Annotated in this window: 17 protein-coding genes, 5 tRNA genes and 1 pseudogene; 14 read left to right on the top strand and 9 right to left on the bottom strand. The window is 50.9% G+C overall.

The genetic code is table 11. The features are described from left to right. Positions 1 to 138: 138 nt before the first annotated feature. From ACNRUY_RS17385 to ACNRUY_RS17365, 5 genes are all read right to left on the bottom strand, one after another. Positions 139 to 609 carry a hypothetical protein gene (locus tag ACNRUY_RS17385; RefSeq protein ID WP_488112915.1) on the bottom strand — a complete coding sequence of 157 codons (471 nt, stop codon included), beginning with the start codon at positions 607 to 609 and terminating at the stop codon, positions 139 to 141. A gap of 470 nt (positions 610 to 1079) precedes the next feature. Beyond that, a complete protein-coding gene (locus tag ACNRUY_RS17380) occupies positions 1080 to 2057 on the bottom strand; it encodes an IS110 family RNA-guided transposase (RefSeq protein WP_488112914.1) in 978 nt (325 codons plus the stop codon). Further along, complete coding sequence (locus tag ACNRUY_RS17375; RefSeq protein ID WP_488112913.1) at positions 2054 to 2209, bottom strand: hypothetical protein; 156 nt, start codon at positions 2207 to 2209, stop codon at positions 2054 to 2056. The genes ACNRUY_RS17380 and ACNRUY_RS17375 overlap by 4 nt, the downstream gene beginning before the upstream one ends. 162 nt (positions 2210 to 2371) lie before the next feature. Beyond that, positions 2372 to 2989: an SMI1/KNR4 family protein gene (locus tag ACNRUY_RS17370; RefSeq protein ID WP_488112912.1), complete on the bottom strand. Its 618-nt coding sequence runs from the start codon at positions 2987 to 2989 to the stop codon at positions 2372 to 2374. A gap of 53 nt (positions 2990 to 3042) precedes the next feature. Then, positions 3043 to 3456: a hypothetical protein gene (locus ACNRUY_RS17365; protein WP_488112911.1), complete on the bottom strand. Its 414-nt coding sequence runs from the start codon at positions 3454 to 3456 to the stop codon at positions 3043 to 3045. 369 nt (positions 3457 to 3825) lie between these two features. On the opposite strand from ACNRUY_RS17365, the pseudogene ACNRUY_RS17360 reads away from it, so the two are divergent. Further along, positions 3826 to 3939: pseudogene (locus ACNRUY_RS17360) on the top strand (phage integrase N-terminal SAM-like domain-containing protein); the annotation flags it as partial. A gap of 382 nt (positions 3940 to 4321) precedes the next feature. Beyond that, positions 4322 to 4492: a hypothetical protein gene (locus ACNRUY_RS17355; RefSeq protein WP_488112910.1), complete on the top strand. Its 171-nt coding sequence runs from the start codon at positions 4322 to 4324 to the stop codon at positions 4490 to 4492. 110 nt (positions 4493 to 4602) lie between these two features. Here ACNRUY_RS17355 and ACNRUY_RS17350 read toward each other — a convergent pair. Continuing rightward, a tRNA-Ser gene (locus ACNRUY_RS17350) sits at positions 4603 to 4692 on the bottom strand. A 217-nt stretch (positions 4693 to 4909) separates the two neighbouring features. Between ACNRUY_RS17350 and ACNRUY_RS17345 the strand changes: the two genes are divergently transcribed. Both ACNRUY_RS17345 and rarD read left to right on the top strand, forming a co-directional pair. Further along, a complete protein-coding gene (locus tag ACNRUY_RS17345; RefSeq protein WP_488112909.1) occupies positions 4910 to 5350 on the top strand; it encodes a hypothetical protein in 441 nt (146 codons plus the stop codon). 15 nt (positions 5351 to 5365) lie between these two features. Then, positions 5366 to 6331 (top strand): EamA family transporter RarD, encoded by a 966-nt coding sequence (rarD, locus tag ACNRUY_RS17340; RefSeq protein ID WP_488112908.1) that lies wholly within the window; start codon positions 5366 to 5368, stop codon positions 6329 to 6331. A gap of 6 nt (positions 6332 to 6337) precedes the next feature. Here rarD and ACNRUY_RS17335 read toward each other — a convergent pair whose 3' ends face one another. Beyond that, on the bottom strand, positions 6338 to 6526 hold the full coding sequence (locus tag ACNRUY_RS17335) for a hypothetical protein (protein ID WP_488112907.1): 189 nt from the start codon (positions 6524 to 6526) through the stop codon (positions 6338 to 6340). A gap of 482 nt (positions 6527 to 7008) precedes the next feature. Here ACNRUY_RS17335 and ACNRUY_RS17330 point away from each other — a divergent pair, with 482 nt between their 5' ends. Then, positions 7009 to 9135, top strand: coding sequence for a Sip1-related alpha-galactosidase (locus ACNRUY_RS17330; protein WP_488112906.1), 2127 nt, complete (start codon positions 7009 to 7011; stop codon positions 9133 to 9135). Positions 9136 to 9232: 97 nt separating this feature from the next. Here ACNRUY_RS17330 and folD read toward each other — a convergent pair whose 3' ends face one another. Further along, on the bottom strand, positions 9233 to 10087 hold the full coding sequence (gene folD / locus ACNRUY_RS17325) for a bifunctional methylenetetrahydrofolate dehydrogenase/methenyltetrahydrofolate cyclohydrolase FolD (protein WP_488112905.1): 855 nt from the start codon (positions 10085 to 10087) through the stop codon (positions 9233 to 9235). 501 nt (positions 10088 to 10588) lie between these two features. Between folD and ACNRUY_RS17320 the strand changes: the two genes are divergently transcribed. The 8 genes from ACNRUY_RS17320 (at position 10589) to clpX (ending at position 15241) form a co-directional block, all read left to right on the top strand. Then, positions 10589 to 10665, top strand: a tRNA-Pro gene (locus ACNRUY_RS17320). Positions 10666 to 10707: 42 nt separating this feature from the next. Continuing rightward, positions 10708 to 10784: transfer RNA gene (locus ACNRUY_RS17315), tRNA-Arg, on the top strand. 126 nt (positions 10785 to 10910) lie between these two features. Next, positions 10911 to 10986 (top strand) — tRNA-His (locus ACNRUY_RS17310). A gap of 89 nt (positions 10987 to 11075) precedes the next feature. After that, positions 11076 to 11160, top strand: a tRNA-Leu gene (locus ACNRUY_RS17305). A gap of 116 nt (positions 11161 to 11276) precedes the next feature. Beyond that, complete coding sequence (locus tag ACNRUY_RS17300) at positions 11277 to 11423, top strand: hypothetical protein (protein WP_488112904.1); 147 nt, start codon at positions 11277 to 11279, stop codon at positions 11421 to 11423. Positions 11424 to 11457: 34 nt separating this feature from the next. Next, the gene (tig, locus tag ACNRUY_RS17295) at positions 11458 to 12807 is read left to right on the top strand and encodes a trigger factor (RefSeq protein WP_488112903.1); all 1350 of its coding nucleotides are present in this window, start codon (positions 11458 to 11460) and stop codon (positions 12805 to 12807) included. Between the two features lie 168 nt (positions 12808 to 12975). Next, positions 12976 to 13617, top strand: coding sequence for an ATP-dependent Clp endopeptidase proteolytic subunit ClpP (clpP, locus tag ACNRUY_RS17290; RefSeq protein ID WP_488112902.1), 642 nt, complete (start codon positions 12976 to 12978; stop codon positions 13615 to 13617). Between the two features lie 319 nt (positions 13618 to 13936). Next, complete coding sequence (gene clpX, locus ACNRUY_RS17285) at positions 13937 to 15241, top strand: ATP-dependent Clp protease ATP-binding subunit ClpX (protein ID WP_488112901.1); 1305 nt, start codon at positions 13937 to 13939, stop codon at positions 15239 to 15241. Between the two features lie 241 nt (positions 15242 to 15482). Here clpX and ACNRUY_RS17280 read toward each other — a convergent pair whose 3' ends face one another. Further along, on the bottom strand, positions 15483 to 16340 hold the full coding sequence (locus tag ACNRUY_RS17280) for a magnesium transporter (protein ID WP_488112900.1): 858 nt from the start codon (positions 16338 to 16340) through the stop codon (positions 15483 to 15485). A gap of 713 nt (positions 16341 to 17053) precedes the next feature. On the opposite strand from ACNRUY_RS17280, the gene lon reads away from it, so the two are divergent. Continuing rightward, positions 17054 to 19477 (top strand): endopeptidase La, encoded by a 2424-nt coding sequence (lon, locus tag ACNRUY_RS17275; RefSeq protein WP_488112899.1) that lies wholly within the window; start codon positions 17054 to 17056, stop codon positions 19475 to 19477. Positions 19478 to 19481 lie beyond the last annotated feature (4 nt).

Below are 19481 nucleotides of genomic sequence, written 5' to 3'. Positions count from 1 at the left end.
AAGAACGCCAATGGAAACTCTGATAGATGGCAAAGAGATCTGGAAGGAAAAATTTGTAGCCTGAATTTGACCTGACAGACACCCTCTGAAAAATCGGTGACTGTCAGATCAGGTCTGAACTACTACATCTTACCCGATTTAGGTGCGTAGTTGAAATTTTTCACTTTCTTTTTTGTGAAGTAACCTACATGCCAGCTCTGATCCTTTCCATTTGGTTGCAAAAGCGTCTGAAATTATAAGCCATTCACCATTATTGCCAGAACCATGATTAGCTCCCATACATGAACATTCACAAATATGACCTGTTGCATTTAAACATGAAGGAGAGCATTTCTCCTGTTCATTATATGGCTGAATAACGTAAACCCGATGAAATTCGCCAAGTATTCTTTCGATTAGTTCATTGAACCATGATTTTGGAGTTTCCCAGCATTTATACTGATCTTTCCAGAATGGTTTATATCTTTTCCCCTCTGAAAGCCATTCAAAATTGCCTACTCTTTGTGGAAGCTTTACATATAACGGGTAACCCTTTCCTTTACGACAAACTACTGCAATATTTTTTTGCCTCCAAACTTCTTTGATTTTTTTATTATCAGATATTTCCATTCTTTTAATCTACATAATCCCAAATAGCATCAGAAAGTCATTCTATATATTTCTTCTGTAATTTCTTGAATTTAGTATAAGCACCTAGCGCCGCAATAACCGGCTTGGTAAACCTGTCACTTTTTGTGCGGCTTTTGCACAAAAAGTGACAGGTTTACCAAGTCCGTGTTGATTGCCTTGTTGATATGACTCCCGCGGTCAAGCAGGTAGTTTGAACTTGATCATTAACTCGTTAAAGAATCTGTTCTGAGACTGGAACCTGAAACAACGACGGCTGGCAAGCTGATATGCGTGGGCTGGGTACCACTTTTCATGTATCCGTCGTGTGAGCCTGCCTCTCTCTAGGAGCGAGGGCTCGACAGTTTCCTGCCTTACCTCCTAACAAGGTCGAGGACTGCTCACCGGCCGGGGCTGCAGCTTCAGAACAGGTAAACCTCCAAAATTAAACAGAACTTAAACAGCTTTCACGCTCAGGCATTGGTTGGTTTTACTTCCTCAAGCCCTTTATTGACGATTTCCCACATAAAGGCTGAGAGCTCTCTGGCAATCGCCACCACCACAATGTTCTTGTTTTTAAACCTCGCCACCAGAGTTCGATAACGCTTACATAGCCGGAGCTGGGCTTTCCAGGCAATTTCCCTGACCGGCTTGGGAAGATCTTCTTGCCTCAGCATCAGATCCCGTGTCAGTTTTTCCGGGTGTCGATAACTCCAGGCAGATTCCACCAGGGCCTTTCGCGCATGGGTATTGCCGCACTTGGTGATGCTGCCCTGTCGTCTTTTGCCACCACTGGAATTTTCTGATGGTACCAGCCCCAGCCATGAGAACAGTTGAGATGGATTCGCAAACCGTTTGAAATCAATCACTTCAGCGACCATGGTCATGGCGGTTATCCGGCGAACGCCTTTTAAGGACTGAAGCGCCTGGACAATTGGATAACGACTCCATTTTGGCAGGTAATCATCAATCTGCTTTTCCATATACTCTAGTTGGTTTTGTCGGTCTTCAACCGCATCCATGTATTGCTTCAGCACTACATTCTGCGCTGTGGTGGCAAACATGCGTTCTGATAACCAGTGCCAGTGCTGGCGGCTCCATCGTTTGCCGTGATAAACCTGATCGTGCCTTAACAGAAAACTATTCAACCGTTGTTTAGCGGATTTCAGGTCATTGACCATATCCGTTCGGGCCCTGATAAGATCCCGCATGGACTCATCTTCTTCACTGGGCACATAGACCTGGGTCAGATTGGCATTTTTCAGAGCGGTGGCCAGAGTTCGGGCATCCCGTCGATCGGTTTTAATCTTGTCTTTTGGCAACCGGGAGGGTGCTGCAACAATGCATTGAAACCCTTTGGCGCAAAGGTACCGATAAAGCCAATAGCCACAGGGCCCAGCCTCATAGGCAAAAAAGAGGTTTGAAGCTTTGCTTTGAAGCCTACGTATCATCCGGTCATGCTCTTTATAAAAAAGCCGCGGTGCAGGGTACCGATGGTACCAAAATCCTGGACGACATCTTCACGGTCACCACCCATATAGGCGACGGCAATGGACTGTTTGTGAGTATCCATACCGACGAAAAGGGTGCTATCTTTACTCATCGCTGGCTGCGGTTCCGGCTCCTGCTTCACTCTACCTCCTGCATCCATGCAGTCGTCCTATCATTTTTCAGGCGTGCCTGATGCGGCTCTGGTAAAAACTGGCCAGCGTTTTATTCGGAGGCCAGTTTTTATCGCTCAGCGGGAGTCATTGTGTCTAGGCCATTACACCCGATTAAATGGGACTTTTTCATTCCATTGCCCTCTGAATTTATCACGCCACTCGAGTCCAATTGAATCAAACCACTCGATAGTGGCGTTTACACTATCCTCTGAAACCTCAAAGTTCTCTATATGATCTTTAATCATTTCGTCTGAGATGGTTAGTTTATCGAGATACTCATCAAATGAATTAGCCACTACAACTAGAGAATCTTCTTGGCGTAAACCTGTCCATTCAGGAAGCCCTTGCACGAATGCAACGACTTTGCATCCTTCTCTCATATCAAGATAAAGCATGCTCGAGCCACCATCTCTTGCGATTGGGATAACTCCTGTTTCAGGGAATCTATCTTGTTTTCTGGCCTGCCTTAATTCAAAAGGATTGCACTCCCAATCATCATCATTACTTGCCCTGTATAGACTAGAGAAACATAAATATTCTGACTCTTCGTTCTCAAAATCGATCAAAATATCATATTCGAGATAGCCTCCATTACATGATTTCAGGAACTCCTTATAATCATTTGGAAGACTAATTCCCAACTCATTTTCAATAGATATTATCTCAGCATCAGTAGCCTGCTGATTAGTATCTTCAATGAGTAAGTTTCTATATTTCATGGAACGATATCCGTGTTCTTTAGGGCCTAACGCCGCGCTAAAACGCGCCAGCTTTATCGGGGCAAGATCACGTTTTTGAGCGCCTTGTTAAGTGCGGCCTCTTGGTAAGAACCACTATAAATCAGAAGGCTTAGTATCATACCTTGGATAAGCACTGACACCTGATCCAAGGTGTAGTCAATAGCATGATCAATATGAGGCCCAATGAAAAAGCACACTGGGAATATCAATATGGTTGAGTAGATATAAGCTTTCCGTGCCCAGACCTTAATCGCTAGAAGCCCAATCATGGATACTAAATTAACGAGCGCTATGACCAGTAAAACAATTAGAGCGATTAATTCCATTATCGCTGGAATGGCCTCAGCATCCATGGCTAAATATTCTTGAAGCTCTACCGGAAGAAGAGCTTCCGTAAAAAACATTGCAACAATAGTGATCGCTATAAAAGCTAGCTCCAGCTTCACCAAATTCCTTATTGTATCGACCAACTTTCAGTTACTCCTATAAACACTTAACAGTGGTTTATGCGGCCTAGACTCGCATAACACGCTATCTGCGGAGAGCCGATAGCATTAAAAAAACTTTGTGTTCAATAGATTGCAAAGTTACTTATGGTTTCGATTATTTATCAACCAGTTCGCCTTTGCCATTTTGTGTATCATTCGCTGAAACAACAGAACCTTATTAAAAGGGTGTTGTTCACTATTAAAAACAATGACTTAAGATCAGGTTTGAGAATAGTGCATACACGAACTGTTTTCATTCAAATAGCTGCATAAATACCAGTATTTTGGATAACAAGTCGTATGCGGTTACAGTAACAGTTCCGGCTCGCTATGAGAACGGGCAATTATTCCCTTGAAACTGAACGACCCTACTGGGGCTGGGTGAGGCATTACATTCGCTTCCACAAAATTCGCCACCCTGGCACTAAGGGGGCGCGATGAAATAGCACAGTTTCTGACCTGGCTGATTGTTAAGCGACATGTGGCTATGAACTATGAACAGTTCTGGAACTGTCTGGGCATGCGAATGTGAACACAACCATGATATACACACACGTTCTGAACCGGGCAGGAGCATCTGGATGTACAGAAGTCCGAATCACATTACACGTGTCGATACCTCAATCGTTACCCTTGTGAATTGGGATTATATACGACCCCCGATTCGCTGGTCGCACACACGCTACCGCCGATCCCGGCCATTTCAGGAATCATCAGGCTCTTAAGGCTCTATGCAAGATAAAACTGCAACCATAAGGGGTATGCAGTGTGAAACACTACCATCGTCCAACATTACTTTACATTGTCCAGTATGACTACTTCCATGCTATGCATCCTGGTGTACCTGTCCAGAAGCCAGGTTGAGGTCAAGGATCATGAAATCGTTGTCCTGAGTCGGTACACGACCAAGGTGATTCGTAAGAGCTGCAACATCGAAGTAGAGGAACTGACCGGCACTCTGGAAATCCTGACCGATGTCTTTTTTAAAGGATAGGATGAAACTGAATCCAGTGAATCAAATGGACACTTTGTGGAGGCATTCAGGAAAACAGAAAGAAAAGAAAATTGAACTTGAGGGAAAAACAGAAGGTTAGCAAATGGGTATGGCGGTGAGGGAGGGATTCGAACCCTCGATACGCGTTAACGTATACACACTTTCCAGGCGTGCTCCTTCAGCCACTCGGACACCTCACCTAACCTGTTCCCAGGCAGCCTGGAACGGCGGCTACTTTATACAATTTATTTTTTATTGGCAATGGGGTTTCCGGACTGGGGACTACCGGACAAGCCTCTTATGCAAAGAGCAAAAGTGCTTGCCGCTGAAATTGGGTAAATCACCTATTGTTGCCCATCCTGGGCGCTGGTCTAATGATTCGGTTATTTCCCACTGGCTCTTATCTGAACTGTCTGCATGGCCCAAACCTCCAATATAGTGACTTTGCCACAGTGTCTGCAGGACTCACCTTCGCCAGTGGAGGACTTTTCTGAAGGTCAGGGCGCTTCTCCCGGCATACCGGAAGACCAGAACTGGTCTGATTATGACTGCCATATAAGGCATCAGGTCTATCAGTGTGATATATATTGCTGGCTGGCGCTGGGTGCGGTTAAGCCATCCAGAAAGCAGGCCGGTGTTCCGCGTTACTTCCTTTATAGCGAATACCGCGACGGCAGTGGTGCCAGTCGATACGTTTCAGACACGTTTGATACTCTGGAAGAGGCCCGGCTGTTTCAGCGGGAAGGTGTCTGTCGTCGAATTTTGCCGGATATCAGCCCTCACCGGACAATGGCAAAACGTATACCCGTTGGAGAACGCCGGGAAGCGAACAGTGCCATTTTACAGGAAACTAACTGACAAACGGGAGTCGTCGTGGGTAACAATAATACTCAGTCAGGCCTGCTACTGGCACTGGGAGCCTTTGGTCTCTGGGGGCTGATACCGATCTATTTCAAACTGCTTGAATCGGTTTCTCCCCTGGAAGTTCTGGGGCACAGGGTGCTCTGGTCCTCGGTTTTGCTGGTGGCCTTTCTGGCGATTCGGGGCAGGCTGGGTGAACTCCGACAATTGTTTCTCTCGCCTAGAACTCTAGGGTTTCTTCTGCTTTCATCCCTTCTGATTGCCGCCAACTGGCTGTGTTTTATCTGGGGTGTCACCAATGGACGCATTCTGGAAACCAGTCTTGGGTATTATATTAATCCGTTGATGAATGTGCTGTTTGGGGCTCTGTTTCTGGGGGAGCGACTCCGCCGGTTTCAGGCCGTAGCCGTTTGTCTTGCAGCGGTGGCAGTGGCTTACCAGATTGCGTTGCTGGGTGCGGTTCCATGGATCGCCTTTGTGCTGGCCATGTGTTTTGCTTTTTATGGGCTCATCCGGAAAACCCTGGGCGTCAATGCAACAGCGGGCCTTGCGGTGGAAACTCTGCTGCTGCTTCCCGGGGTTGTGGGGTACTTCCTCTGGCTGTTATCCCGGGGCGAGCTGATGTTTTCCCAGGCAGAGGCGGGCACCGGGTTGCTATTGATGCTGGCTGGGGTGATTACTACGGTGCCGTTGGTCTTCTTTAATATGGCCGCTCAGAAGCTGACCCTGACAACCATTGGTATAATGCAATACTTGGCGCCGTCTATTTCACTGGTGGTGGGGGTGGTCATTTATAACGAGCCCCTGGGCCATGTTCAAATGGTGACCTTTGGGCTGATCTGGATCGCTCTGGTGATCTTTACGCTGGACGGCATTGCGCGTCAGAAGCGTCAGTTGAAACGCCTGGGCAAGTCCAGTCAGGGGAAAGGGGAGTCAGTACCGCCTGTCAGTTCCACAGCCCGGACAAAAGCTGTCTAGGAGGGTTCACCGCTTCTGAATGGAGGTTTTTGAACGAACCTGCTTCAGGGGCATCGACAGGGCCTCCTCCCGGGGGAGTACCTTATAGAGTCGCCGGTAATATTCAATCTCAAGCTCTCTGATACTGGCCGGCAGAGAGGCTATCCCCATTTGCCTCAGATAGGCTTCCATGCTGCTGTGCGAGGGTTTACTCATCAAGAAGCTCCTGAAGGCTCCAGTGTTGTTTTTCTTGTGCTCTGTTGCATTCTGTTATACGAAGAGGCGAGCGGTCATTTGCGAGAAAAGTGTGTCGGCAGGGTTGCCCGATTCCTTGAGCCTCTTTGCGACGTCTCTCGCCAGCTCTCTCAGAGCGTATTCCTGAAGATATGCAGATGTTGTGCCAAAAATCTGGCGGTAGGTCTTCGGCCGCTGTTTTGCACTTTATGGAAGCTTTTTCTTTTCGTCCTTTTTATCAGTATCCTGTGGTCTGTTTGAAGCCGGTGCGTGGAAGAACTCCGTCGCCCTTAATAGGTTTGTATGTCTCTGAAGCGCACTGTCCTTGACCGGTTTCTGGTAGTGGTCCGGAGAAGTGTTACGGCAATTGGTGGGTATTTTTTATCACTGGTAACACTTTCGAGCAGTAAACTCTCATCTGTGGTGTGCTCGTTGAGAAGAGCGCTTATCCCCAGTACTTTCTGATGCTTCCTGATGTTTCCGGGGGAATGATCATGTACTCGTTTTACAGTAAAGACCAGGCCGTAAGCCTCAATTATGCGGGAAAACCAGTGTGGCATGGCCTGACCGCGGTGGTGCGGCTGGATGATGGCAGTGAGCATGGGTTGCAATGGTCAGAGCAGGAAGAAAGGACTGTTCTGGAAGCGGTTCTTGAGGATCGTCTCAGGATTCGTTTTTCCCTGGAAGAGGTTCAGGGACATCTGCTGATTTCCCTAGAGGCGGAGCTGACCACGGGAGTCAGCTGGCCATGGTGCGGCTGGGATCCGGATCAGGCCATCAGGCTGAAAATAGGAAGCCTGGGGGATCTGCAGGGGCTGTGTGCTCATTATCTGTATAACAGCTGGTGGACAAGGCCGCATTTTGACCAGGATCTGACTCGCCTTCCGGAAAAAACACAGTCTCTGTTGTATAAAGACGATCATCAGCTTCAGCACTGCCTGGTGTATTGCGATGAGGCGCTTAGAAGCTTTCTTCAGGGAGGGGAGAATGGGCTTGAGTTATTGATTGCTCCGGGCAAATCCGGAGTCCGGTGTTTTTCCGGCCTGGTGGCTCTGCTGGGGGCAGGAGAAAAGCCGTACCCACTGATCGAAAAAAATGTCCGGTTGGGTCGTGGTCGCCAGCCTTTTGCTAACCGGCAGAGAGGCCGTCGCCGTATGCCGGAGATGTTTGATTATCTGGGGTGGTGCAGCTGGGATGCCTGCTACCTGGATGTGGATGAAGCGGCTGTATTGGGTAAAGCTGCAGAGTTTCGGGAGAAGGGAGTGCCGGTTCGCTGGATGCTGGTGGATGATGGCTGGTCGGAAGAATGCAATAGAAGACTGGTGTCCTTCAGGGAAGACCGAAAGAAATTTCCCGGTGGGTTCAGGGGTTTAAAAGAAGCCCTTGAGCAGGACTTTGGAGTTCACTGGCTGGGGGCCTGGCATGCACTGACCGGCCACTGGGAGGGCGTTGACGCCCACGGAGAGCTGGCTGAAATGTGTGATGCGCTGGATTCTGAGCGGATGCTGCCGCCGGTGGATGCCGGCCATGCTTTTGTTTTCTGGGATCAGTGGCACGACTACCTGGCCCGGCAGGGCGTTGACTTTATTAAAGTGGATGTTCAAAGCAATCTTGCCAATCATTATCGCCATCGGGCGTTTCCAGGAAAAGTCGCCAGGGTCGTCCATCATGCTCTGGAGGCTTCAGCAGCCCTTCATTTTCAGGGGCGCCTTATCAATTGTATGGGGATGGCGGTTGATCAGTTGTGGCATCGTCCTGTATCGGCTCTGGCAAGAAACAGCGATGACTTTTTTCCAAAGAACCCCGGGAATATCCGGGAGCATGCTCTGCAGAATGCCTATAACGCGGTATATCACGATGCTTTTTTCCAGGGCGACTGGGATATGTGGTGGACAATGCACGAGGATGCCGATGCCCATGCTTTGTTGCGAGCGGTGAGTGGTGGGCCCATCTATACCAGTGATCCGCTGGGTAAAACCGATGCCGGGCGGTTAATGAGGCTGGTATTTAATGATGGTCGGGTGGTTCGTTGTGACGGGCAGGGCAAGGTGACCGAAGATGGGCTGTTTGAAAACCCCCTGGAGTCCGGCAGGTTGTTGAAAATTGCAAACCGGGTTGGAGACGTTGAGGTTCTGGCGCTGTTCAATATCAATGAGCACCAACAGCGGATCGCTGAACAGGTTGGTCTGGGTATAGAAACTGACTTGCAGGGGCAGAGTGTCGTATACAGGGGGAGTCAGCAGCGGTGTTTTCCTGCCAGGGAGCTTCCAGTTATTGAGCTGGGGGCGGGCGAATCGGAGTGCCTGCTCTTCTACCCGGATGAAGCGCTTGTCTGTCTTGGGTTGGGTGACAAAGTGCTTCCGGTGTGCGCTGTTCTGGATCAGAGGGTCTACTGGGAAGGAAGCACTGTTCGACTGGAGGCAAGGCTCAGGCAGGGGGGGAGTTTGCTGATATACAGCCAGTATCCACTGTTAAGTATCCGGGTTAATGCTCAGGATCGCTCCTGGCGGCAGGAGGGGCGGTTGTCCATCGTCGACTGCAGTGAATGGGAGGATGAAGTTTCGGTGGAATGCATCGCTGATGTGTCGTGAAGTTGGCATGAACTATTCACCATTTTCCCTCACCCCGGCCCTCTCCCAGAGGGAGAGAGGGTTGGGTTCGCAAAAAAAGCCCTTTGAGGGCGTCAACTTAGTTGTGAAGATGATCCGCGGCGTACAGGGTGTTTTCCAGAAGGGTTGCCACGGTCATCGGGCCAACGCCGCCGGGAACCGGGGTGATCCATGAGGCTTTTTGCCGGGCGGTTTCAAACTCCACATCCCCCACCAGGCGGCCGTCGTTCATCCGGTTGATGCCGATATCGATCACCACGGCACCGGGCTTGATCCACTCTCCTTTAATCAGTCCGGGTTTGCCTACGCCGACCACCAGAATATCGGCACGGCTGACCTCGGTTGCCAGATCTTCCGTAAAGCGATGGGTGGTTGTGGTGGTACAGCCTGCCAGTAACAATTCCATGGTCATTGGTCGGCCAACAATATTGGAAGCGCCGACAATTACCGCATTTTTTCCGCGAATCGGCTGGCCAGTGCTTTCCAGTAATGTCATTACGCCTTTTGGAGTGCAGGGTCTCAGCAGAGGGATTCGTTGCACCAGGCGACCAATGTTGTAGGGGTGAAAACCATCGACGTCTTTATCAGGGCGGATGCGTTCAATCACCAGGTCGCTGTTGATGTGTTCCGGAAGGGGGAGTTGAACCAGGATTCCGTCAATTTCCGGATCCTCGTTCAGAGTGTCAATCAGTTCCAGCAGGTGCTGTTCGCTGGTGGTGGCAGGAAGGTCGTGGGAGACGGACTTGAAGCCGACCCGCTCACAGTCTTTTCTCTTCTTGCCAACATAGACCTGTGAAGCCGGGTCGCTGCCAATCAGGATGACAGCCAGTCCCGGGGCCCGAAGTCCCCGGGCGGTTCTGGATTCGACCTGTTCTGCAATTGACTGGGTGAGCTGAAGGGCGATGGCCTTGCCATCGATAATTCTCGCTGTCATAGGTGCTTTAGCCTGTTACTGGCATTCGGGATGATCCACAAGCGAGCTATTTTACTACGAAAATGCCCTGATATCCCGTTCAGAGTCTGCTGGAGGCAGGTTGTGTCTGTGGTTTTCATTAAAAACGGGGTGTGCGATGGCTAGAAATGGCTGGCTCACCTCCTTTTGCAGGCCTTTAAAGGGGCCGGTTTTTTAATTGTCAGTTACCGTCCTGTGTATCGCTGTAGTTCAAACGGTTTTTGTTCAATTGAGTTGGCATCCATCATTTATGGATGCCTCTTCCTGATTTGGGGTAGTGGTATTCTCTGAGACAGATTGTTATTCTGGATTAAGCGTGACGGGAAGCGCGTCATGGCAGTTTGAAAAGTTGGCATGAGGCGTTGACGACTGACCCTCATATCAGTAGTATTCGTCGCCGTTGTCCAGCGGGATGCAGTGTTGTCCGGGCGGTTGGTCGGAAGGTCATCTGCTCTGTATGCGAGGCAGCATAGTTGGAGATATCGGGGTATAGCGCAGTCTGGTAGCGCGCCTGCTTTGGGAGCAGGATGTCGGGAGTTCGAATCTCTCTACCCCGACCAATTTTAGCGTTTTGCAGTTGAGTTTGCAGTTAAAGAGTCAAAGCGCCCGTAGCTCAGTTGGATAGAGCATCCGCCTTCTAAGCGGATGGTCGCAGGTTCGAATCCTGCCGGGTGCGCCATTTATTCAGTCTTGCGTAGATGGTTTAAGAAAAAACGTTTTTCAGTTGATTTGACGGTATTTTTTGAATATCTTGCGCTTCTGCTTAAGCGGTTTTTGATTTAACTGGCTGTTTTGGTTTTCAGTGGTGGGCGTAGCTCAGTTGGCAGAGCTCCGGATTGTGATTCCGGCGGTCGAGGGTTCGAGCCCCTTCGCCCACCCCAAATAACCGGATTGAGTCGCAGCTTGTAATAAGTGGCGGCTTTGTCTGAAAAAGTTACAGTGTTTTGCGTGCTTCGTACAGGCACTGTGAGCGGAAGTGGTGGAATTGGTAGACACGCTGGTTTTAGGTACCAGTGCCGAAAGGCGTGAGAGTTCGAGTCTCTCCTTCCGCACCAGTCATTAACGGGGATAAGCATGCTTATCCCCGTTTTTGTATGTTTTATGAAAAACAAACAGACCTGTTTGATGGTTGCAGGTATAGATACGCTAGTCCTTGTCGCCGGTGGCGCATATGTGCAGCCTGATGGTGCTGGCGGGGAGTGAGAGTGAGAGCAGTGTGGTGTTTTCCGGCTTCGATGGGGTTGTTTCTGTAGCCTGGATGAACGATCGAATGCTTATGCATTTTGTGGATACATTTGCTAGTCTATTCGCCTTTTAGCTGTCAAACCCAGGTTTTGTACTGAGGAACAAAAATGCAAGTCTCCCTTGAAACGACTTCCGGTCTTGAGCGTCGCCTGACGATCACTCTTCCCGCTGACCAGATTGATGGTGCCGTCAACAAGCGTCTGCAGGAAATGTCCCGTCGTGTGCGCCTGGACGGTTTTCGCCCCGGCAAGGTTCCCATGAAAGTCGTCAAGCGTCGTTACGGTGCCGGAGCCCGGCAGGAAGTGCTTGGCGAGATGATGCAGGCTTCTTTTGTTGAAGCGATTCAGCAGGAAAAGCTGAATCCGGCAGGGGCTCCTTCTGTAGAACCCAAAACCGATGCTGAGGGTGAAGAGTTCTCCTTCGTAGCCACCTTTGAGGTGTACCCTGAAATTGCCCTGAATGAGTTCTCCGGTATTCAGGTTGAGCGTCCGGTTGCTGAAGTGCAGGATGGCGACATTGATGAAATGATCGAAACCCTGCGCAAGCAGAGCTCCACTTTTGAAGAGGTTGAGCGTGCTGCAGAGCAGGGCGACCAGATCACCTTCGACTATGCCGGTACCAAAGACGGCGAAGCCTTTGAAGGCGGCAGTGCTGAAGGTGCGACCCTGGAGCTGGGTTCTGGCCGGATGATTCCCGGATTTGAAGACGGTCTGGTGGGTGTCTCTGCCGGTGAAGAGAAAGTGCTTGAGCTGACCTTCCCTGAAGAGTATCACGCCAAAGAGCTGGCCGGCCAGGCAGTCGAGTTTGCCTGCAAGGTCCATAATGTGGCTGCTCCGGCTCTGCCTGAGCTGAACGAAGAGTTCTTTGCCCGTTTTGGTGTTCAAGAGGGCGGTGTTGAAGAGTTCCGTGCTGAAGTGTCCAAAAACATGGAACGTGAACTGCGCCAGGCTATCAAGAGCAAGGTCAAGAACCAGGTAATGGATGGTCTGCTGGCGATTCATGAAATTGATGTACCTTCTGCCCTGACCGGTCAGGAAATTGATCGCATGCGTGAGCAGGCGGTTCAGCAGTTTGGTGGTGCCCAGGGTGGTTTCGATCCCAAGCAGCTGCCTGCAGAACTGTTTGAGTCCGATGCCAAGAAGCGTGTGGCCCTGGGCCTGCTGATTGGTGAAGTGGTCAAGCAGCGTGAAGTCAAGGTGGATGATGATCGTGTTCGCACCATGATTGAAGAAATGGCTTCCGCTTACCAGGAGCCTCAGCAGGTAGTGGACTGGTACTACAGCAACGAAGAGCAGCTGTCCCAGGTCAAGTATGTTGTTCTGGAAGAGCAGGTAGTAGATACTATTCTTGATGCGGCGCAGGTCACTGACAAGCAGTGCAGCTATCAGGAAGCCATCAAGCCTGCAGAGAAGCCAGCTGAAGCAGAAGCGGAAGAAGCAGAGAAGGCAACTGCCTGATTCCGGTTGAAAAGAGAGCGCGGAGTAAGTCCGCCTCTCTTGTGAATGCTGCTAAGGTTTTATCGGCTTTGGTCGCTTCAACCTAGTATGCGGGCGGCTCTTTCTTCCTGTGTGATACAGGGTTCAGGAGTCGCCTCTCTTCGACTTGGCAAGGAGTTAAGACAGGAAATGTCCATTCTGACAGACCCGCAAGCCGTGGCCATCACCAACTCAGGCCTGGTGCCTATTGTCGTTGAGCAGTCGGCCAGAGGTGAGCGTTCTTACGATATTTATTCCCGCCTGCTGAAAGAGCGGGTGATCTTCCTGGTTGGGCAGGTGGAAGATCACATGGCCAACCTGGTGGTGGCCCAGTTGCTGTTCCTTGAGTCGGAAAATCCCGATAAGGATATTCATCTGTACATCAATTCACCGGGTGGTTCGGTCACTGCGGGTATGTCTATTTATGACACCATGCAGTTTATCAAGCCGGACGTATCCACCATGTGTATTGGTCAGGCTGCCAGTATGGGGGCCCTGTTGCTCGCCGGCGGCGCTGCGGGCAAGCGTTACTGCCTGCCTCACTCCCGGGTTATGATTCATCAGCCTCTGGGTGGATTCCAGGGACAGGCTTCTGATATTGAAATTCATGCCCGTGAGATCCTGACCATCAAGCAGAAGCTGAATAATGTCCTGGCGCACCATACAGGTCAGCCTCTGGATATTATTGAGCGGGATACTGACCGGGATAACTTCATGGATGCCGAGGAGGCAGTGAAGTACGGTCTGGTTGACCAGCTGATGAGCAGTCGCGTTGAGGGCAAAAAAGACTAAACTGTCCTCTGCTGGTTGTTGGCTGTTTTTTATCAGCAATGGTTTAGTGCTCCTGTACGGATAACTCCGCGAAATAAGTGCCGGGCCGCCATGGCCCGGATTCTGGTGACTATTCCACCGGTCAGGCACTTGAAAATATGCCCCAATGCCTGCATCTTATCGGATAGGTGGCCTAGAGTTCGGGTGAAGAGCCTTGAGCCCGGGCAAATTGCCATGAACGATGCAGGGTTGAACGTAAGTGCTTTGGCCCTTTTTTTCCAAGGGTGTAAATTCACAGCGACGTGCATGGTGGGCATTGTCCTTATAACAGGGTAATCGAATGACCGACGAAACAAGCGGCAAGGGTGAAGATGGCGGCAAATTGCTGTATTGCTCTTTCTGTGGAAAGAGTCAGCATGAAGTACGCAAACTGATTGCCGGCCCTTCCGTATTTATATGCGATGAGTGCGTTGACCTTTGCAACGACATCATCCGGGAAGAAATTCAGGACAGTGGTGCTGAAGAGTCTTCCGACAAACTGCCAATTCCTCGAGAAATCAAGGAAACGCTTGATGAGTATGTGATAGGTCAGCCCAGGGCCAAGAAAGTCCTGTCCGTGGCGGTCTATAACCACTACAAGCGTCTGCGCTTTGGCGATGGCAAAGGCGACAAAAAGAAAGAAGAGGTGGAGCTGGGCAAGAGTAATATCCTGCTGATCGGGCCCACCGGCAGCGGTAAAACCCTGCTGGCGGAAACCCTGGCCAGAATGCTCAATGTGCCGTTCACCATTGCGGACGCCACCACTCTGACTGAGGCGGGTTATGTGGGTGAAGATGTTGAGAACATCATCCAGAAGCTGCTTCAGAAGTGCGATTATGATGTAGAGAAGGCCCAGATGGGGATTGTCTACATTGATGAAATTGACAAGATTTCCCGGAAGTCTGATAACCCATCCATCACCCGCGATGTGTCCGGTGAGGGGGTTCAGCAGGCTCTGCTCAAGCTGATTGAGGGAACGGTGGCTTCGGTACCTCCCCAGGGTGGGCGCAAGCATCCTCAGCAGGAATTTCTGCAGGTGGATACGTCCAACATTCTGTTTATCTGCGGTGGTGCTTTTGCGGGTCTCGACAAGGTGATTCGTGGCCGTACTGACAAGTCCGGCATTGGTTTCTCCGCTGAAGTGAAGAGCAAGGAAGACAGCAAGGACCTGGGTGAAACCTTTAAAGAGGTAGAGCCTGAAGATCTGGTCAAGTTTGGCCTGATTCCGGAGTTTGTGGGTCGCCTGCCGGTGATTGCAACCCTGGAAGAGCTGGATGAAGAAGCTCTGGTACGGATTCTGATCGAGCCCAAGAATGCCCTGACCAAGCAGTACACCAAACTGTTTGATATGGAAGATGTGGTCGTGGATTTCCGCGATGACGCTCTCAAGGCAGTGGCCAAGAAAGCGATGGAGCGGAAAACCGGTGCACGGGGTCTGCGCTCCATTCTGGAAGCGGTTCTGCTGGACTCTATGTATGAGATTCCATCGGACAAGAGCATTTCCAAGGTGGTGATTGACGCCTCTGTGATCAATGGAGACTCTGATCCTCTGTTAATTTATGAGAACTCGGAAACACCCAAGGCGGCTCTGCCTGATAAGGGCTGAGCATCGCTGTTCAGGAATAAAAAACCGCCTTCAAGGCGGTTTTTTTTGCAGAGTAGGGTCAGCCTGTCAGGGTTTTGTTGTGCTCAGCAGCAAGCTTCTGCATTCCAGAAGCACGTTGTAAGGCCTTCAGGTGAGCCGCTTTAACGTAGGTTGCTGCTGAACGAAGTGAGACGCAACAGACAAGGGCTCAGAAGTTATCAGAGCCCCGCTATGGCAGAGTTGAGATTAGCGCTGTCCTGTACTAGAGGCCCAGGATTTGACTGGTAGTATAAAAATAAATCAGCAGTCCCGTCATATCAACAATGGAGGTCAGTACCGGGCTGACCAGAATGGCTGGATCCAGCTTGAGTGACCGGGCCAGGATCGGCAGCATTGAACCCAGGACTGTAGAGCTGACCACTTGAATCGCCATGGCAATGGAGACGGCCACCCCGACCTGGATCAGGCTGATTCCGGCAGGCAGATTGACCTCAGAGCCAAAGCCAATCACTCGTATCATAATCACCAGCATTAGAACTGCGGCCATGATCAGGGCGACCCTGAATTCAGTCCAGAGCACTTTGCTCCAGTCCCTGATGCTGACTTCACCAATGGCCAGTGATCTCACCAGCAGTGTTGCCGCCTGAGAGCCGCAGTTACCTCCGGTGTCGGCCATGACCGGCATGTAGATCGCCAGAATCACCAGGGCGCTGAGAGCGTCCTCGTAGCGGGCAATGATCATCCCGGAAAGAATACCAAACAGGGAAAGGCTGACAATCCAGCCAATGCGGGAACGAACATGTTCCATAACGCTGGCCTGAAAATAATCCCGGGTGGGTTGTCCTTCAGAAATCATCAGGCCAAATCGGGCGTTCAGTTCCCGGGCTCTCAGCTCTTCACCGGTGTTATTTAGCTGTTCAAGAATGAGCTGAACGGTTTTCAGGGGCGTCTGCAAGAGAATGTTGGTGGCTTGCCTTAGTGTGATTCGTTTGATCAGATCCACCTGTTCATTAATGGCAAGTGTACTGAAGAAGTGGACGGCAGTCTCTGCATCGTTAATGGCGTCGAAAGCCAGGTTGTTGTTCTGCGCTGTTTCACTGGTCAGGTTGAAAACGGTCATAGCGATCCTCCCGGTTGGCTATGGGGCGTTTGGTAACTCAGGTGTGCTGATTCGAAGCCTGGTGTAAACAGAAGGCGTCGCGAATCGAGCTGTGCTTACCCGCTGTAATGGCTGGAAAACAGGCAGGGCAAATGCACACACCTATGTGGCATTCAAAGCAGGAAAGGGCGCAGAAGGATTTCAGAAGGGCTGAAAGGCCCGGGGCATGACGCTCCGGACGAAGGGTCACCGGGACGTCAGGCGTTGAAATCGCCTCTCGCCTTGCTACTTGGAGGTTGGTCGGTGTCCATGGTGATCTATCCTGGTGAGTGGGTTAATCCATCGGTCAGACGGTATGGCGCGACAAACTATACCTGTCGTTTGTTTGGGGGAATACGTAATTGTACCTTGGTGCAAGTTTAATCGTTATTTCAGGAAAAAAGTCGACCCACTGGAACCTTGTGAAGGTACGCGAATCCTATTAAAAAGGGTTCCTATTGTAATTTGGGATGAAAAGCCCCATCTTAGAGTCTGGGAGTATGAGTGTGGATGGAAAAACCAGGCTCGTTCCGGGTGATTGCCTGTATCAGGTGCCCGGCTCCTTTGCACTGCGACGCATATGGAGGACGCCTCCGGGCAGTGTTGTTGGTCTGCCTATGCCAGTGATTCAATTTCCCATTTATTTAACGGGAGCTGGCAGGCAAGGTTTTAAATTGTCAGAAGGGGCCTGAGCTATGGATAATAATGATACCCTCCGTCCGTCAGATACCTATGAGCTGCCTTTGCTGCCCCTGCGTGACGTGGTGGTCTATCCCCATATGGTGATTCCACTGTTTGTCGGGCGGGAAAAGTCGATTCAGGCGCTGGACCTGGCGATGTCGGTGGATAAAAAAATACTGCTGGTGGCGCAGAAGAGTGCCCAGGTGGATGATCCTGAAGCGGATGACCTGTTCTCTGTAGGCACCGTTGCCAGTATTCTGCAACTCCTCAAACTGCCGGATGGCACCGTCAAGGTGCTGGTTGAGGGGGAAACCCGGGTCACCATTGATTCTATTTCCGATAACGATGGTCTGGTGCGTGCCCGGGTTCACGAGCATGACTCTGAAATGATCAGCGACCGTGAAGGGGAGCTGTTAATCCGATCTGTGATGTCTCAGTTTGAGCAGTATGTTCAGCTGAGCAAAAAAGTGCCCAACGAGGTGCTCAGTTCTCTTTCAGGAATCAAAGAGCCTGAAAAGCTGGTGGATACCATCAGTGCCCATATGCCCATGAAGATCGAAGACAAGCAGAAAATGCTTGAAATCGAAGAGCTGGGAGGGCGGCTGGAATACCTGATCGGTATTATGCAGGGTGAAATGGACTTCCTGCAGGTTGAAAAGAAAATCCGTGGTCGCGTCAAGAAGCAGATGGAGCGGAGTCAGCGCGAGTACTATCTGAATGAACAGATGAAAGCCATCCAGAAAGAGCTGGGGGATATGGATGAAACCCCCAATGAACTGGACGAGCTGAAAGCCCGGATTGATCAGGCCGGGATGACCCAGGAGGCCCGGGATAAGACCCTGGCGGAACTGGCCAAACTGAAGATGATGTCGCCCATGTCGGCCGAGGCGACGGTGGTTCGCGGCTACATTGACTGGATGCTCAGTGTGCCCTGGAAGAAGCGCAGCAAAGTCCGTCATGACATGAAGCGCGCCCAGGATATTCTGGAAACCGATCACTATGGCCTGGAAGAGGTCAAGGAAAGAATTCTTGAGTATCTCGCGGTGCAGAAGCGGGTTCGTAAACTGAAAGGCCCGGTGCTCTGCCTGGTCGGTCCTCCCGGGGTGGGTAAAACGTCTCTGGGTGAGTCCCTTGCCCGTGCCACCAACCGTAAATTTGTGCGGATGGCTCTGGGTGGCGTTCGTGATGAAGCGGAAATACGTGGGCATCGTCGTACCTATATTGGTTCCATGCCGGGCAAACTGATCCAGAAAATGGCTAAGTCCGAAGTGCGAAATCCGCTGATCCTGCTGGATGAGATCGACAAGATGGGTTCTGATATGAGGGGCGATCCAGCCTCAGCCCTGCTGGAGGTGCTGGACCCTGAACAGAACAATTCCTTCAATGACCATTACCTTGAAGTGGATTATGACCTGTCCGATGTTATGTTTGTCTGTACGTCCAACTCCATGGACATTCCGGGCCCTCTGCTGGACAGGATGGAAGTAATTCGTATTCCCGGTTATACCGAAGACGAAAAACTCAATATCGCGACACGCTACTTGATTCCCAAGCAGGTAAAACGCACTGGGCTGAAAAAGGACGAACTGTCGTTTGATGATTCCGCCATCCGCGACATCATCCGTTATTACAGCCGTGAGGCGGGTGTCCGTGGCCTTGAGCGGGAAATTGCCAAGATCTGTCGGCGGGCAGTGAAGCAGGATGCGCTGTCAGAAGAGAACCGCAGGGATACCGTTACTCCTGAGGCCCTTGAAGACTTTCTGGGTGTCCGCAAGTTTACCTATGGCAGGGCAGAGGACCAGGACCAGGTTGGCCAGGTGACAGGGCTGGCGTGGACCTCTGTGGGAGGGGAACTGTTGACCATTGAGTCCGTAGCGGTTCCCGGCAAAGGGCAGATCATCAAAACCGGCTCCCTTGGGGACGTAATGCAGGAGTCCATCCAGGCTGCCCTGACAGTCGTTCGTTCCAGGGCATCCGGGCTTGGCATCAAGCCGGACTTTCACCAGAAGAACGATCTGCACATCCACGTTCCGGAAGGAGCTACGCCAAAAGACGGTCCCAGTGCCGGTATCGGCATGTGCACAGCGCTGGTGTCGATCCTCACAGGCATTCCTGTCAGGGCTGATGTGGCCATGACCGGTGAGATCACCCTCCGGGGGCAGGTGTTGGCCATTGGTGGCTTGAAAGAGAAGCTGCTGGCAGCTCACCGGGGAGGCATCAAGAAAGTGGTGATTCCTGAAGAGAACCGCCGTAATCTGAAAGACATTCCGGAGAACATCAAGGCGGATCTGGAGATCATTCCTGCCCAGTGGATTGATGAAGTGCTGGAAGTGGCTCTTCAATATATGCCTGAAGCTTTGTCGGAACCGGTTTTGGAGGTTGCAGACGCTGAAAAGCAGTCTGAATCCAAAGTAGATGATCGGGTCAATACCCATTAACGGT

It is taken from the genome of Endozoicomonas sp. Z74, from assembly GCF_057680865.1.
The sequence above is the reverse complement of the archived record's forward strand: the minus strand, read 5'-3'. Positions and strand labels throughout refer to the sequence as shown.